The sequence below is a fragment of the Streptomyces sp. TSRI0107 genome (assembly GCF_001905845.1).
Taxonomy (GTDB): Bacteria; Actinomycetota; Actinomycetes; order Streptomycetales; family Streptomycetaceae; genus Streptomyces.
Genome location: NZ_LIVZ01000004.1, coordinates 406,396 through 421,481, shown reverse-complemented (window position 1 = coordinate 421,481; position 15,086 = coordinate 406,396). Strand labels below are relative to the sequence as shown.

Here is a 15,086-nt window from a genome sequence, read left to right as displayed (position 1 = left end):
GTACCCGTCGGGGATACTGGAAGGCGCTGAAACGCATCAGGGAAAGGCCACACACGTGACTGAGATCGAGATCGGGCGCGGCAAGCGCGGCCGCCGGGCGTACGCCTTCGACGACATCGCCGTCGTCCCCAGCCGCCGTACGCGGGACCCGAAGGAGGTCTCGATCGCCTGGCAGATCGACGCCTACCGCTTCGAGCTGCCCTTCCTGGCGGCCCCCATGGACTCGGTCGTCTCGCCGGCCACGGCCATCCGGATCGGCGAGCTGGGCGGCCTCGGCGTGCTGAACCTCGAAGGCCTGTGGACGCGGTACGAGGACCCGCAGCCGCTGCTGGACGAGATCGTCGGCCTGGACGCCGAGACGGCGACCCGCCGCCTCCAGGAGATCTACGCGGCGCCGATCAAGGAGGAGCTGATCGGGCAGCGCATCAAGGAGGTGCGCGACGCGGGCGTGGTCACCGCCGCCGCGCTCTCCCCGCAGCGCACCGCGCAGTTCTCCAAGGCCGTGGTCGACGCGGGCGTGGACATCTTCGTCATCCGCGGTACGACCGTGTCGGCGGAGCACGTCTCCGGCTCGCACGAGCCGCTCAACCTGAAGCAGTTCATCTACGAGCTTGACGTCCCGGTGATCGTCGGCGGCTGCGCCACCTACACCGCCGCCCTGCACCTGATGCGCACCGGCGCGGCGGGCGTGCTCGTGGGCTTCGGCGGCGGCGCGGCGCACACCACGCGCAACGTGCTGGGCATCCAGGTCCCGATGGCGACCGCCGTGGCGGACGTGGCGGCGGCCCGCCGTGACTACATGGACGAGTCCGGCGGCCGGTACGTGCACGTGATCGCGGACGGCGGCGTCGGCTGGTCCGGCGACCTGCCCAAGGCGATCGCCTGCGGCGCCGACGCGGTCATGATGGGCTCCCCGCTGGCCCGCGCGACGGACGCGCCCGGCCGGGGCCACCACTGGGGCATGGAGGCCGTCAACGAGGAGCTGCCGCGCGGCAAGAAGGTCGGTCTCGGCACGGTCGGCACCGTCGAGGAGATCCTCACCGGTCCGTCCCACACCCCGGACGGCTCCATGAACTTCTTCGGCGCCCTGCGCCGCGCCATGGCCACCACCGGCTACAGCGAGCTCAAGGAGTTCCAGCGGGTCGAGGTCACGGTCGCGGACTCCCAGCACAGCCGGTAGTCCACGCATCGGGAAGGGGCCCGTCCACCTGGTGTGGACGGGCCCCTTCCGGGTTCCCGCGCAGTCTTCCTACGCCGCTGCCTTCTTCGCACCCGAGAACGCCGCGACGGCGCCGATGGCGAAGAACAGGAAGGTCATGGCGTCGGCCGTCTCCTTCCAGGCGTCGGTGAGGAGGCTGAAGTTCTCGGTGAACATCTCGACGGCGGAGATGCCGGTGATGTCGGCGGCCAGCATCGCGACGCCGATCAGCTGGCCCAGGTAGACCGCGCCGAGCGAGAGGACCGCGCTGATCACGGGCAGTACCGGGTGGGAGCCGCCGACCTTGCCCGAGGCGAAGCCGACGAGGAAGCCGACGCCGATGGCGGCGTAGCCGATCTCGTACTCGGTGGCGCCGACGATCGCGCCGTAGACACCGGCCGTGACCAGGGCCACGACGACGGCGGTGACCACGCCTAGGGCGATGTTGCCGCCGCGGGCCGGGGCGGCCGGGGCCGGGGGAACGGCGCCCGGCTGCTGGGCGAACGGGTTGCCGTCGGTCGGCTGCGGCGGAACTGACTGGGTCATGACAGAGATCCCCCCACGGGACTGGTGCACGAGCGGAGTGTGCGCACGGCTGTGCGACGAAGACGCCGCAGGTTAGCAGGCGCACCGGCTCCGGCCACCAGTGAATTCCGCGGCGGACGGCCGCGTGCGGGGCCTCAGAGCCGGTGCGCGGCGCCCGTCGGGGTCGCCCCCCGGGTGTCCAGCAGCAGCTGCGCCTTCACGGACAGGCCCTGGAGGTCGTACGTCCGGTGGTGCTGGAGGAGGATCGTCAGGTCGGCGTCGGCGGCGGCCTCGTAGAGGGTGTCCGCGCGGGGCACCGGCCGGTCCAGGACGCTCCAGGACGGCACGTGCGGGTCGTGGTAGCTGACGGCGGCGCCCAGCTCCATCAGCCGTACGGCGATCTCCCGCGCGGGCGTGCCCTGCCGGTCGCCGAGGTCGGGCTTGTAGGCGACGCCGAGCAGCAGCACGCGCGCGCCGCGGGCCGACTTGCCGTGCTCGTTGAGCAGTGTGGCCGCGCGCTGGACGACGTACCGGGGCATGTGCTCGTTGACCTGCCGGGCCACCTCCACCACGCGCAGCCCGCGCCCCGCCTGGCCGATCAGGTCCTGCGGGACGGCGTGGCCGCCGACGCCGGGGCCGGGGCGGAACGCCTGGAAGCCGAAGGGCTTGGTCTCCGCGCAGCGGATGACGTCCCACAGGTCGACGCCGAGGTCGTGGCAGAGCACGGCCATCTCGTTGACCAGGGCGATGTTGACGTGCCGGTAGTTGGTCTCCAGGAGCTGGACGGTCTCCGCCTCGCGGGTGCCGCGCGCGCGGACCACCTTGTCGGTGAGGCGGCCGTAGAAGGCGGCGGCCGACTCGGTGCAGGCGGGGGTGAGGCCGCCGATCACCTTGGGGGTGTTGGCGGGGGTGAACGCGCGGTTGCCGGGGTCGACACGGCTGGGGGAGTAGGCCAGATGGAAGTCGCGGCCCGCGCGGAGCCCGGATCCCTTCTCCAGCAGCGGGCGCAGGAACTCCTCCGTGGTGCCCGGGTGCACGGGGGACTCCAGGATGACCGTGGTGTGCGGGCGCAACCGCGGGGCGAGGGTGCGGGCGGCCGACTCCACCTGTCCGAGGTCGAGCCCGCCGTCCTCGCCGCGCGAGGTGGGCGCGCAGATGACCGCCGTGCGCACCCGGCCCAGCTCGGCGGCGCCGACGGCGTGCCGGAAGCCCCCCGAGAGCATCCGGCGCAGCTCGGCGGGGCTGAGGGAGTCGGGCTCGGGGCCGGTCCGGTAGCCGACGGTGGGGATGCCGGCGGCGACGGCGGCCTGGGCCAGCGGCAGGCCGAGCGGGCCGAGTCCGATGACGGCGAGATCTGCGGGCATGGCGTGGGCCGTCCTTCCCAGTAACCGAAACGGGACAGGTGCGCAAGCCGTGTGGACAGGAAGAGCGAGCGCGCAATGTCAGACTAGGAGTAAATATGACCGTTTTGCGGTATTGGGCGCCCGAGTTTCGGTGAGTGTTTCCGTGAGTGTTGTCCACAGGCTGGGGGCGAGTGGTGGCTGAAGTCGGGCATCCCGGTGAGAATCTGGGCAGGGGGTAACCGAACCGGGCCCGCCCCGAGTGGTGCGGCCGGCGCGACGCGATGAGCGGGAGGCAGCGGTGAGGACAGGGACCCTGGGGCCGGCGCAGCGCGCCGAGTCACTGGCATCGATGGCCGAGCGCGAGCTGGACGTTCTGGTCGTGGGCGGCGGAGTGGTCGGCGCGGGCACCGTGCTGGACGCCGCCACCCGCGGCCTGTCCACCGGCCTGGTCGAGGCGCGCGACTGGGCGTCCGGCACGTCGAGCCGGTCCAGCAAGCTGATACACGGCGGCCTGCGCTATCTGGAGATGCTCGACTTCGCGCTGGTGCGCGAGGCGCTGAAGGAACGCGGACTGCTGCTGGAGCGGCTGGCCCCGCACCTGGTGAAACCGGTGCCGTTCCTGTACCCGCTCCAGCACAAGGGCTGGGAGCGGCTGTACGCGGGCTCCGGCGTCGCGCTCTACGACGCGATGTCGATGGCGCGCGGCCACGGCCGCGGCCTGCCCCTGCACCGGCACCTGACGCGCGGTCGAGCGCTGCGCGTGGCACCCTGCCTGAAGAGGGACGCCCTCGTCGGCGCCCTGCAGTACTACGACGCGCAGATGGACGACGCCCGCTTCGTGGCGACCCTCGTGCGCACGGCCGTGGCGTACGGCGCGAAGGCCGCCAACCGCGCGCGGGTGACCGGCTTCCTGCGCGAGGGCGAACGGGTCGTCGGCGCGCGCGTGCAGGACGTCGAGGCGGGCGGGGAGTACGAGATCCACGCCAAGCAGATCGTCAACGCCACCGGCGTGTGGACCGACGACACCCAGGCCATGGTCGGCGAGCGCGGGCAGTTCCACGTACGGGCCTCCAAGGGCATCCACCTGGTCGTCCCCAAGGACCGCATCCACTCCACCACCGGCCTGATCCTGCGCACCGAGAAGTCCGTGCTGTTCGTCATCCCCTGGGGCCGGCACTGGATCGTCGGCACCACCGACACCGACTGGGACCTCGACAAGGCCCACCCGGCCGCCTCCAGCGCCGACATCGACTACCTGCTGGAGCACGTCAACTCCGTGCTCGCGGTGCCGCTCACCCGCGACGACGTCGAGGGCGTCTACGCCGGCCTGCGCCCGCTGCTGGCCGGCGAGTCCGAGGCCACCAGCAAGCTCTCACGCGAGCACACCGTCGCCCACACGGTGCCGGGGCTGGTCGTGGTGGCGGGCGGCAAGTACACGACGTACCGGGTCATGGCCAAGGACGCGGTCGACGAGGCGGTGCACGGACTCGACATGCGGGTCGCCGAATGCGTCACCGAGGACATCCCGCTGCTCGGCGCGGAGGGGTACCGCGCGCTGTGGAACGCGCGGGCGCGCATCGCCCAGCGCACCGGCCTCCATGTCGTCCGTGTCGAGCACCTGTTGAACCGGTACGGCTCACTGGCCGAGGAGCTGTTCGAACTCGTCTCCGGCGACCCGTCCCTGGGCGAGCCGCTGCCCGGCGCCGAGGACTACCTGCGCGCCGAGGTCGTCTACGCCGCCTCCCACGAGGGCGCCCGCCACCTGGACGACGTGCTGACCCGCCGCACCCGCATCTCCATCGAGACCTTCGACCGCGGCACCCGCTGCGCCGGCGAGGCGGCCCGGCTGATGGCTCCCGTCCTCGGCTGGGACGAGGGCCAGATCGAACGCGAGGTCCAGCACTACGAGAAGCGGGTGGAGGCCGAACGCGAGTCGCAGCGTCAGCCCGACGACCTGACGGCCGACGCGGCACGCCTGGGCGCCCCGGACATAGTGCCGTTGTAGCCCGGTCCGGCGGGCCTCGGGAACGGCGCGGGACGCGCGGCGAGCGCCGCCCGCGCCCAAGTCCCTTCCGGAACTCACTCGAACGAGTGTGGCGAATCGGGATCTCTGTTCGGAACCGTCTCGTTCTACGGGTGCGGGGACAGAACCCCGCAGCGCGAGGGGCGGGGAGCCACCCTGGGCGTCGAGCACTTGTCGGGTGAGGGACAATGGAGGCTCTGTCAGGGCGGGTTGTATGAGGGGACGCATGTCGGAGGCGGAGCGGGCGGGGACATCCCGTCAGGACACTCGTCAGGACAACCGCGAGCGTCTCCTCGCCGGTCGGTACCGGCTGGGGGACGTGCTCGGCCGCGGCGGCATGGGCACGGTCTGGCGCGCCGTGGACGAGACCCTGGGCCGGACGGTCGCCGTCAAGGAGCTGCGGTTCCCGTCGAACATCGACGAGGAGGAGAAGCGCAGGCTCATCACGCGCACGCTGCGCGAGGCCAAGGCCATCGCGCGGATCCGCAACACCAGCGCGGTGACGGTCTACGACGTGGTCGACGAGGACGACCGCCCCTGGATCGTGATGGAGCTGGTCGAGGGCAAGTCGCTCGCCGAGGTCATCCGCGAGGACGGCCTGCTGGACCCCCGGCGCGCCGCCGAGGTCGGCCTCGCCATCCTCGACGTGCTGCGCTCCGCGCACCGCGAGGGCATCCTGCACCGCGACGTGAAGCCGTCCAACGTGCTCATCGCCGACGACGGCCGGGTCGTGCTCACCGACTTCGGCATCGCCCAGGTCGAGGGCGACCCGTCCATCACCTCCACCGGCATGCTCGTCGGCGCCCCCTCCTACATCTCCCCGGAGCGCGCCCGCGGCCACAAGCCCGGCCCCGCGGCCGACCTGTGGTCGCTCGGCGGCCTGCTCTACGCCTCGGTGGAGGGCACCCCGCCGTACGACAAGGGCTCCGCGATCGCCACCCTCACCGCGGTGATGACCGAGCCCCTGGAGGAGCCGAAGAACGCCGGCCCGCTCCGCGACGTCATCTACGGCCTGCTCACCAAGGACCCCGCCCAGCGGCTCGACGACGCGGGCGCGCGGGCGATGCTCAAGGCCGTCGTCAACGCCCCCGACGAGACGGAGCCGGAGCCCCCGGCCGACGCCACCAAGGTGGTCCCGCTGCCCGCCCAGCCCGACGCCCCGGCGTCGACCGGGAGCAAGCGCGGCGAGGAGGCGGCCGACCGGCTGCGCGGGGCGCTGCGCTCCGCGCGGAAGGCGGCGGCAGCGGCGGGCACGGCCGGCGCGGCGGCGGTGAGCCGCGGCTCGTCCGGCACGCCCACGACATCCGGCACGCCCGCCACGGCGGCCTCCCCGTCGGCGTCCGACGCGGCCGGCACCTCCGGCACGGCGAGCGGCGGCAGCGGCGCCCGCAGTTCGGGCTGGCCCGTCGTGCCCCCGCCGGACCTGCCGCCGCGGCCCGCGCCCCGTGCGCCGCTCACCGACGTGGTGCCGCGGCGGACGCTGCTGATCATCGCGGTCGCCGTGGTCGTCGCGGTGCTCGGCATCGTGCTGGCGCTCACCCTCGGCGGTGACGACGACGGCTCGGCGCAGTCGCGGGGCAGCGGCAAGGAGACCGCCGCCGGCGCGAACGCGGGCAGCGACACCAAGGACGACACCGAGGGCGGCGTCCACACCGACGGCGCGGCGTCCGGCTCGGCCGGCGCCGGCCCGGACGGCACACCGAGCGCCGCCGAGTCCGGCGACACGTCCGACGAGGACGCCTCCGCGGGCGATGAGTCCGGCAAGGAGTCCGGCGAGGGCAGCGGCAAGGAGTCCGGCAAGGACGACGGCATCGCCGCCGACTCGACCCACCAGGGCGGACAAGGCTACTCGATCGGCCTGCCCGAGGGCTGGAAGTACCAGTCGTCGGACCGGGCTGGCGACCGCTTCACCGGCCCCGAGGGCCAGAAGCTGCTCGTCGCCTGGACCAGCACGCCCAAGGGCGACCCGGTCGCGGACTGGAAGAACCAGGAGCGCTACATGGTGCGCTCGCAGTACGACAGGATCCGTATAGAGAAGGTCGACTACCGCGGCTGGAACACGGCCGACTGGGAGTTCACCTACGTGGACGGTGGCACCAAGTACCGGACCATCGACCGCGGGTTCGTCGTCGACGACGACCAGGGCTACGCGCTGATGTACACGGCGAAGGCCGCCAAGTGGGACGGCGAGCTGCGCAGGATCACCTGGCGGACGCTCACGAAGACCTTCGAACCCAAGGCGTGACCGGGCCCGCGGCCGGGTGGGGCATGTGATATCTCCGATCCCCTCCGTGTGAGTTGCCTCCGGCACGTATCGTGAGTGCTTGCGAACCGTACGCATCCGGAACCGGCGTATCCGCAACGGGCCGGAACGGGGCGCCGGACGAGCGGAATTGACCAGCAGGGCGGCCGGGGGAGGCAACGTGGACGACTATGCGGGACGGGTCCTCGCCGACCGCTACCGCCTGCCCCTGCCCCCGGCCGACGAGTACGAACTCACCGAGACCCGCGCCTTCGACACCTACAGCGGGCAGGAAGTCCTGGTGCGCCAGGTGCCGTTGCCGGAAGTCGTCGAGGCGGAGGTGCTGGACGCCGACGGACTCCCGGAGGGCTTCACGGCACGGGACCGCGGGGTCCGGCGACCCGACCGGGGGCGCGCAGCGGGGGGAGTGCGGCGGCCGGCGGATCCGGCGGTGCGGCGGGCGGTGGAGGCCGCGCAGGCCGCGGCCCGCATCCCCGACCATCCGCGACTCGACCAGGTGTTCGATGTGTTCGCCGAGGGCGGCTCGCTGTGGATAGTGAGCGAATTGGTGCCCGCGCGGCCGCTGGCGGCACTTCTCGCGGAACAGCCGCTCACGCCGTACCGGGCGGCGGAGGTCGCCTCCGACGTCCTCATGGCCCTGCGCGTGCTGCACGCCCACGGCTGGGTGCACCGCAACATCACCGCCCGCACGGTCCTCGTCTGCGACGACGGCCGGGTCATGCTGACCGGGCTCGCGGTCGGCGCGGCGGAGGAGGCGCTGTGCGGGTACGACCCGGTGCCGTCGGAGGAGACCGAGGAGGGCGACGAACCCGGGGGCGGCGGCTGGGGCGGCCCCGCCGGGCCGCAGGGGCACGGCGGAACGGGCGGCCCCGACCGCGGACCCGGACGTGAGCTGGAGCGTGGCGCCCCGGGCGGGCCCGGTGGCTTCCGTGGCGTGGCCGGCAGCCTGCCCGGCGCCGACCCCGAGGCCGCGCGGCGCGCCGCGATCGAGGCACGGGCGGCCGGTGGACTGCCGGGCGCCGACGCGGGCAACGGCACGGGCATGCCGGGCGGTGCGGGAGTGCCCGCCCGCGGGACGCCCGAGACCGGCGGGGACATCAGGGCCGCGCGGGCCGGGGCGATCGCCGCCTACCGCGCGGGAGCCCGGGCCGCGGCCCGCGTCCAGGAGGGGCAAGCCGGCCGCGCCGCCCTGCCCGGCGCCCGCCCCGCCTCCGACGACGGCCACGGAACGGCGCAGGGGCAGCCGTACGAGGGCGCCCCCGGCACGCCCCGCACACCTGGTGCACCCCGCACACCTGGCGATGCCACCGGCACCCCGCCCGGGCAGATCGCCGACCCGTACGGCGTCCGCGCGACGCCGTGGCACGGGGCGTCCCCGCGCGGACAGGGCGCCCCCGGCGCTCACGGCACCGGCCGGCCACCGGCCCTCGGCCAGGCAGGGCCCAATGGCCAGGCAGGGTCCAACGGGCAGGCGGCCCAGGGCTACGCCCGGCAGCCGGGCGAAAGGCAGGCACTGCCGTACGTCCCGCAGCCGCAGCCGCAGCCACAGCCGTACACCACCGGACCCGGCACCGGCACGCCCCGGACCGGCGACCCGGCGGGCGTCCACGGTCACCCGGCGGCCCCGCACAGCCGCGCCGCGCTCCCCGCGAGCGGCGACCCGGGTTTTACCCCAGCCGGTGGCCCCGCGCAGCCGACCGGGCGTTGGGACGAACCGGCGGCCGGTGCCCCCGCGCGCCGCGGGCCCGCCACCGCGCTCGCCGCCGAGCGGGCGCGGCAGGCCCGGATGGCGGTGGTCGGGCCGGTGACGGAACGCTGGGCGCCCGAGCAGGCCGGCCCGGTGCACGAGAACTGGCAGCTGGCGCCGCCCATCGGCCCCGCGACCGACCTGTGGGCGCTGGGCGCGCTGCTCTTCCGCGCCGTCCAGGGGCACGCGCCGTACCCCGAGGAGTCCACGGCCGAGCTGGTGCAGCTGGTGTGCGCGGAGCCGCCCGCCTTCGCCGAGGAGTGCGGCCCGCTGCGCCCCGTCGTAGAGTCGCTGCTGCGTCAGGACCCCACCGAACGCCTGGACTTCGAGGAACTGCGCGGCTGGCTGCGCTCCCTGGTGCGTTCGGCGCCCGAGCCCGAGGCCGGGGTGCATGTGGTCGCCGCGCCGCCCGTCGGCACCGGCCGGCTGCCCGTCGTACGCCGCCGGGGCGAACTGGTGCGCAGGCGGCGCGCCGGGCTGCCCGTGCACCACGGCCGGCACAAGCGGGACAAGGAGAGGGAGCGTTCGCCCCGCAGCCTCGGCCGGACCCTGCTCCTGCTGGTGCTGCTCGGTCTGGGCGCGGCGATCGCGTACGCGATGCTGTTCATGCCGAAGGCCGAGTCGAGCGGCGGCGCGGACGGGGCGGAGCGGACCGGCGCCGCGGGACAGGCGAGCCAGGCGCCCGCCGAGTCGCCCGGCACCGGCAGCGAGCCCACACCCGACCAGGCCGGACCCACCACGGGTGGCCCGTCCGGGTCGGGCGGTTCCACCCACACGCAGACCACCGGCCCGGAGGTCGCCGACGGCTTCACCCTGCGCACGGACGAGGAGGGCTTCGAGGTCGCCGTCGCCGAGGGCTGGCAGCGCACGCCGAAGAACGGCAGCGGTCAGGTGGTCTACACGAAGGGCGACTTCGAACTGGTCGTCGTCCCCGGACGGGACGCGGCCGACGAGTACGGGAACGACCCGATGGCCTACCAGCGGGAGAGCGAACCGGAGTTGCGGCCGTACCGCGAGTCGAGCTGGGCGACCGCCACCGGCCTGAAGTCGATCCGGGTCGGCGAACGGAACATGGCCGAGGGCCAGTTCACCTGGACCGGCGAGGACGGCACCGAGCTGTTCGTGCGCAACCTCGCCGTCCTGACCGGCGGGCGCTACCACGTACTGCAGGTGCGCGGCCCGGAGTCGGAGCGCGACGAGGTGACCCGGCTGTACGAGCAGGCGGCGGCGACCTATCAGGTCACCGGCTGACCACACCGCCGTAAAGCGGAGTTGGGCAATCGGTTCCCGGTCGGCGGCGAAAGCGAAAACCGTCACAGTGCGGTTTCCGTGCCGCCCCCGCGGTTCCCCGGACGGGTGCGGGTCCTTACGCTGACCCTGTCAAGTGCATTGCGGGGAAACGTGTATCAGATGCAGGGCCTGCTCCTGGGGGGCCGCTACCGGCTCGAAGACGCCATCGGCAGCGGTGGCATGGGCCGGGTGTGGCGCGCCCGCGACGAGGTGCTGCACCGGGCCGTCGCCATCAAGGAGTTGACCGCGGCGCTCTACGCGTCCGAGAGCGACCAGGCCGTACTGCTGGCCCGCACCCGCGCCGAGGCGCGCGCGGCAGCCCGCATCAACCACTCCGCCGTCGTCACCGTGCACGACGTCCTGGAGCACGACGGCCGCCCGTGGATCGTGATGGAGCTGGTCGAGGGCCGTTCGCTCGCCGACGCCGTCAAGGCGGACGGCCGCCTGGAACCCGCCGAGGCCGCCCGCATCGGCCTGTGGGTGCTGCGCGCCCTGCGCGCCGCGCACACCGCCGGTGTCCTGCACCGCGACGTCAAGCCCGGCAACGTCCTGCTCGCCCACGACGGCCGGGTGCTGCTCACCGACTTCGGCATCGCGCAGATCGAGGGCGACACCACCATCACCCGCACCGGCGAGGTCGTCGGCTCGGTCGACTACCTCGCCCCCGAACGCATCCGCGGCCACGACCCGGGCCCCGCCTCCGACCTGTGGGCGCTCGGCGCGGCGCTGTACACGGCGGTCGAGGGCACCTCGCCGTTCCGCCGCACCTCCCCGCTGTCCACCATGCAGGCCGTCGTCGAGGAGGACCTCGGCGAGCCGCGTCATGCGGGCCCGCTCGCACCCGTCATCGCCGCGCTGCTCCGCAAGGACCCCGCCGCCCGGCCCGACTCGGCCGGAGCCGAACGCCTGCTCGCCGAGGCGGCCGAGGGCCGGCGGCCGCAGGTCGCGGCGTACGAGGTGACGCGCCCCGTGCAGCCGGCTCCCACGGGGCCGGACACGCGGGCCCACACCTGGCCGGGCGCGCCGGTGCCCGCCGCCGCTCCGCCCCGGCGCCGCCGGCTGCGCACGCTCGCCCTGGTCGTCGCCGTCGCCGCGATCGTCGGCGGCGGAAGCGTCGCGGCGTGGCAGGCCTGGGGCGGCGGCACCGAGGGCGGGGCCGCACCGTCGCCGTCCCCCTCCGTGTCCGTGCCGGACTCGTCGTCGCCGGGCCCGGTGACCGGCAGCCCCGTCCCCGACGGGTGGGTACGGACGGACGACCCGGTGGGTTTCGGCCTCTCGCTGCCGAGCGCCGACTGGAAGCGGAGCGTGTACGGCGACGACGGCGAGCTGACCCAGATCGACTACTCGCCCGACGGCGGGGTGCACCTGCTGCGCATCGCCGTCGACCGCGCGCCCGACTTCGACGACGCGCGCGAACACCAGCTCGACCTGGAGGAGCAGGTCCGGCGGCTCGCCGAGTACCAGCGGGTCTCCTTGCGGGAGAACGTCTACCGGGACCGGCAGGGATCCCTGTGGGAGTACACGTGGACCGCGTTGGAGAAGGACCCCGGCACGTACGTCGGCCCGCGCCGCGCCGTCGACCAGATGTACCTCACCCGGGACGGCGTCGAGTACGCCATCTACATGGCCGGTCCGGTGTCCGACTGGGAGACCACGAGGGAACAGTTCGACACGGTGCTGCGGAGCTGGCGGCCCGGCCACAGCTGAGCCGTTTGGCTGACGGACCGTCGGTTGTCGGCCAACCTGCGTCTTTTCCCCCGGAGGGGGTGCCTCCGGCTGGGGCATCATGGGCGCATGGGGACCGAGCGGACGGACGGCCGGGTCATCGCGGGGCGGTACCGGCTGGAGGCGTTGCTCGGACGCGGCGGCATGGGCGTCGTATGGCAGGCCACCGACCAGCTGCTCCGGCGCCGGGTCGCGGTCAAGGAGATCGCCCAGGACGCCTCCCTCTCCCCGGAGGAGGCGCGGCGCCAGTGCGACCGCATCCTGCGTGAGGCCCGCGCGGTGGCCCGCTTGAGCCATCCGCACGTCATCGTGGTCCACGACGTCGTCGTCCACGAGGAGCGCCCGTACATCGTCATGGAGTTGATCGAGGGCGGTTCGCTCGCCGACCGGATCTCGGCATGCGGGCCGGTCGACGCGGACGAGGCCGCCCGGATCGGCGTCGATCTGCTCGGCGCGCTGCGCACCGCGCACACGGCCGGTGTGCTGCACCGCGACCTGAAGCCGGCCAACGTGCTCATCGAGTCCGGCACCGGCCGGGTCGTGCTCACCGACTTCGGTGTCGCCCAGGTGCCGGGCGCCACCACGCTCACCGAGTCCGGGTCCTTCGTCGGTTCGCCCGAGTACACCGCGCCGGAACGGATGTCCGGGGCCGGTACCGGGCCCGCCTCCGACCTGTGGTCGCTGGGCGTGCTGCTGTGCGCGGCGGTCGGCGGCCGCTCGCCGTTCCACCGGGACACCCTGGGCGGCATCCTGCACGCGGTGGTGGACGACGAGATCCGCCCGCCCGCGCAGGCCGCGCCGTTCCTGCCCGTCGTGCAGGGCCTGTTGGAGCGCGACCCGCAGCGGCGGCTGGACGCGGCCGAGGCCGAGCGGATGCTGCGGGCCTTCCGGGAGACGGGGCGGGTGCCGCCGCCCCGGACGGGACGCGCCCCACGGGACAGGCTGATGACCGCGCTGCTGGTCGCCGCGATGGCCGCGGCGGGCGTGTCCGCGGCGGCGCTGCTGATGACCGGGGGCGGCGGTGACGGCGGCGGTACCCCGTCGAGTCCCACGCCGAGTGTGACGGTGACGGAGACGGTCACGTCGTCGGCCTCCTCCAGCTCCTACGACTCTCGTATAAACGGGAGATAAGCCACGTCCTGGGTCACGGCTCTGTGACTGCGCACCCCCGCGCTGGATGCCTGAGCGCCCGGCGCGATATGCATGACCGTATGAGCAACAACGGGGGAGCCCGCTACGGGGCTGACGAGCCGACGAGTTTCGGACTGCAACCACCGAACCCGAACCCGCCCACCGGCGTGCCGCATCCGGGAAACCCGTACGCGGCGCCGACCCGGGTCGTGCCGCAGCAGCACCCCGCGGCGCCGCCGGGAGCTGGGCACCAGGCGTCGCAGCCGCCCGCGCAGCCGCCGGCACAGTCGCCCTCGCAGCAGCCTGCGCAGCCGGCCGCCGCCCCCGACCCCGGTACCGGTCGGCTGATCGCCGGGCGCTACCGGCTGCTCGCCAAGCTCGGGCACGGCGGCATGGGAACGGTGTGGCGGGCCAAGGACGAGACGGTGGACCGCGAGGTCGCCGTCAAGGAGCCCCGGGTTCCGGACCATCTTCCCGACCGGGAACGCGACAACGCCTTCGAGCGGATGCGCCGCGAGGCGCGCGCCGCGGCCCGGCTGGACCACCCGGCGGTCGTCAACGTGCACGACGTGGCCGTGGTCGACGGCCGGCCGTGGATCGTGATGGAGCTGGTCCAGGGCCGCTCCCTCGGTGACGCGCTCCGCGAGGGCACGCTCGGCGCGCGCGACGCCGCCCGGATCGGCCTGGAGGTGCTGGGCGCGCTGGAGGCCGCGCACGCGGCCGGGATCCTGCACCGCGACGTCAAGCCGGACAACGTCCTGCTGGGCCGGCACGGCCGGGTCGTGCTCACCGACTTCGGCATCGCCCAGATCGAGGGCGAGACCAATCTGACCGACACCGGCGGCTTCGTCGGCTCGCCCGAGTACATCGCCCCGGAGCGGGTGCTGGGCCAGCGCCCCGGCCCTGCCGCCGACCTGTGGTCGCTGGGCGTCGTGCTGTACGCGGCGACCGAGGGCGTCTCCCCGTTCCGCCGCAGCAACACCCCGGCCACCCTGCAGTCCGTCCTCAACGCCACGCCCGCGCCGCCCGCCTCCGCACAGGGCCCGCTCGCCGAGGTGATCAACGGCCTGCTCCAGAAGGACCCGGCGCACCGGCCGGGCGCCGTGCAGGTGCGCGCCCTGCTGGAGGCCGCCGCGAACCCGCCGGCGCCCTTGCCGCCCGCCCCGACGCAGGTGGTGTCCGCCCCCGGTGACTCCGGCCCCCGGGACGGCGTCCGGATCAGCCGCAAGACGCTGTTCGGGCTCGGCGCGACGGTGGTCGCGGCGGTCGTCGCGGCGGCGGTGACGGCGTATCTGGTCATCGCCGACCCGTTCGCGGGCCCGCTGCCGGAGCACTGGGAGACGAAGGAGGAGAAGGCGCTCGGCGCCACGCTGGCGGTGCCGGAGGGCTACAAGCGCGGCGTGCCCGAGGAGGACGACGACAGCCACTGGGTGTCGTACACCGATCTGAGCGGCAGCATCTCGCTCGGCCTCAGCCTCGACAAGAAGGCGGAGGACACGGGCGGCGAGATCGCGGGCTCGGCCGAGGCCGAGATGTACGAGGACGAGGCCGCCTACAAGGAGAGCGGCAACTACGACCTCGGCATGCCCGAGAACCCGAAGACCAAGCCCGACGACGGGGCCACGTACAAGGACCGGCCCGCCGCCGAGAACACGATTCGCTACACCACCACCGACACCCAGAACCCCCGCCCCCGCGAGCTGCGGATCTTCTACTACAAGACCAAGGGCGGCGACATGTACAAGCTCACCGTCGGCTACCCGGGCGGGGGCGACTTCACGGAGCGCGGGCGCGAGGTGGCCGAGACGGCGATCGCCAACCTGGAGATCACCGAGCCCTGA

At 74.0% G+C, this 15,086-nt stretch carries 9 protein-coding genes; 7 read left to right on the top strand and 2 right to left on the bottom strand.

All coding sequences use genetic code 11. The features are described 5' to 3' along the window. The first annotated feature begins 55 nt into the window (after nucleotides 1-55). Nucleotides 56-1,180 (top strand): GuaB3 family IMP dehydrogenase-related protein, encoded by a 1,125-nt coding sequence (locus AMK31_RS12245; RefSeq protein ID WP_073940488.1) that lies wholly within the window; start codon nucleotides 56-58, stop codon nucleotides 1,178-1,180. Nucleotides 1,181-1,249: 69 nt separating this feature from the next. Here the strand turns inward: AMK31_RS12245 and AMK31_RS12240 are convergent, their stop codons facing one another. After that, nucleotides 1,250-1,744, bottom strand: a complete 495-nt coding sequence (locus tag AMK31_RS12240) for a hypothetical protein (RefSeq protein WP_073940487.1) — start codon at nucleotides 1,742-1,744, stop codon at nucleotides 1,250-1,252. A 134-nt stretch (nucleotides 1,745-1,878) separates the two neighbouring features. Continuing rightward, nucleotides 1,879-3,087 carry a nucleotide sugar dehydrogenase gene (locus AMK31_RS12235; RefSeq protein WP_073940486.1) on the bottom strand — a complete coding sequence of 403 codons (1,209 nt, stop codon included), beginning with the start codon at nucleotides 3,085-3,087 and terminating at the stop codon, nucleotides 1,879-1,881. Nucleotides 3,088-3,364: 277 nt separating this feature from the next. On the opposite strand from AMK31_RS12235, the gene AMK31_RS12230 reads away from it, so the two are divergent. The 6 genes from AMK31_RS12230 to AMK31_RS12205 all read left to right on the top strand — a co-directional run bounded on the left by AMK31_RS12230 (nucleotide 3,365) and on the right by AMK31_RS12205 (nucleotide 15,086). After that, a complete protein-coding gene (locus AMK31_RS12230) occupies nucleotides 3,365-5,071 on the top strand; it encodes a glycerol-3-phosphate dehydrogenase/oxidase (protein WP_073940485.1) in 1,707 nt (568 codons plus the stop codon). Between the two features lie 244 nt (nucleotides 5,072-5,315). Then, a complete protein-coding gene (locus AMK31_RS12225) occupies nucleotides 5,316-7,334 on the top strand; it encodes a serine/threonine-protein kinase (RefSeq protein WP_073940484.1) in 2,019 nt (672 codons plus the stop codon). Nucleotides 7,335-7,512: 178 nt separating this feature from the next. Continuing rightward, a complete protein-coding gene (locus AMK31_RS12220; protein ID WP_073940483.1) occupies nucleotides 7,513-10,350 on the top strand; it encodes a protein kinase in 2,838 nt (945 codons plus the stop codon). 159 nt (nucleotides 10,351-10,509) lie between these two features. Continuing rightward, complete coding sequence (locus tag AMK31_RS12215; RefSeq protein WP_073940482.1) at nucleotides 10,510-12,096, top strand: serine/threonine-protein kinase; 1,587 nt, start codon at nucleotides 10,510-10,512, stop codon at nucleotides 12,094-12,096. Between the two features lie 87 nt (nucleotides 12,097-12,183). After that, nucleotides 12,184-13,245 carry a serine/threonine-protein kinase gene (locus AMK31_RS12210; protein ID WP_073940481.1) on the top strand — a complete coding sequence of 354 codons (1,062 nt, stop codon included), beginning with the start codon at nucleotides 12,184-12,186 and terminating at the stop codon, nucleotides 13,243-13,245. An 80-nt stretch (nucleotides 13,246-13,325) separates the two neighbouring features. Then, nucleotides 13,326-15,086 carry a serine/threonine-protein kinase gene (locus tag AMK31_RS12205; RefSeq protein ID WP_073940480.1) on the top strand — a complete coding sequence of 587 codons (1,761 nt, stop codon included), beginning with the start codon at nucleotides 13,326-13,328 and terminating at the stop codon, nucleotides 15,084-15,086.

What these genes read in the sequence shown, in the direction of transcription:
- AMK31_RS12215 (WP_073940482.1), top strand. Translation starts at nt 10,510, where the DNA reads ATGCAGGGCCTGCTCCTGGGGGGCCGCTACCGGCTCGAAGACGCCATC.
- AMK31_RS12205 (WP_073940480.1), top strand. Translation starts at nt 13,326, where the DNA reads ATGAGCAACAACGGGGGAGCCCGCTACGGGGCTGACGAGCCGACGAGT.
- AMK31_RS12225 (WP_073940484.1), top strand. Translation starts at nt 5,316, where the DNA reads ATGTCGGAGGCGGAGCGGGCGGGGACATCCCGTCAGGACACTCGTCAG.
- AMK31_RS12210 (WP_073940481.1), top strand. Translation starts at nt 12,184, where the DNA reads ATGGGGACCGAGCGGACGGACGGCCGGGTCATCGCGGGGCGGTACCGG.
- AMK31_RS12235 (WP_073940486.1), bottom strand. Translation starts at nt 3,087, where the DNA reads ATGCCCGCAGATCTCGCCGTCATCGGACTCGGCCCGCTCGGCCTGCCG.
- AMK31_RS12240 (WP_073940487.1), bottom strand. Translation starts at nt 1,744, where the DNA reads ATGACCCAGTCAGTTCCGCCGCAGCCGACCGACGGCAACCCGTTCGCC.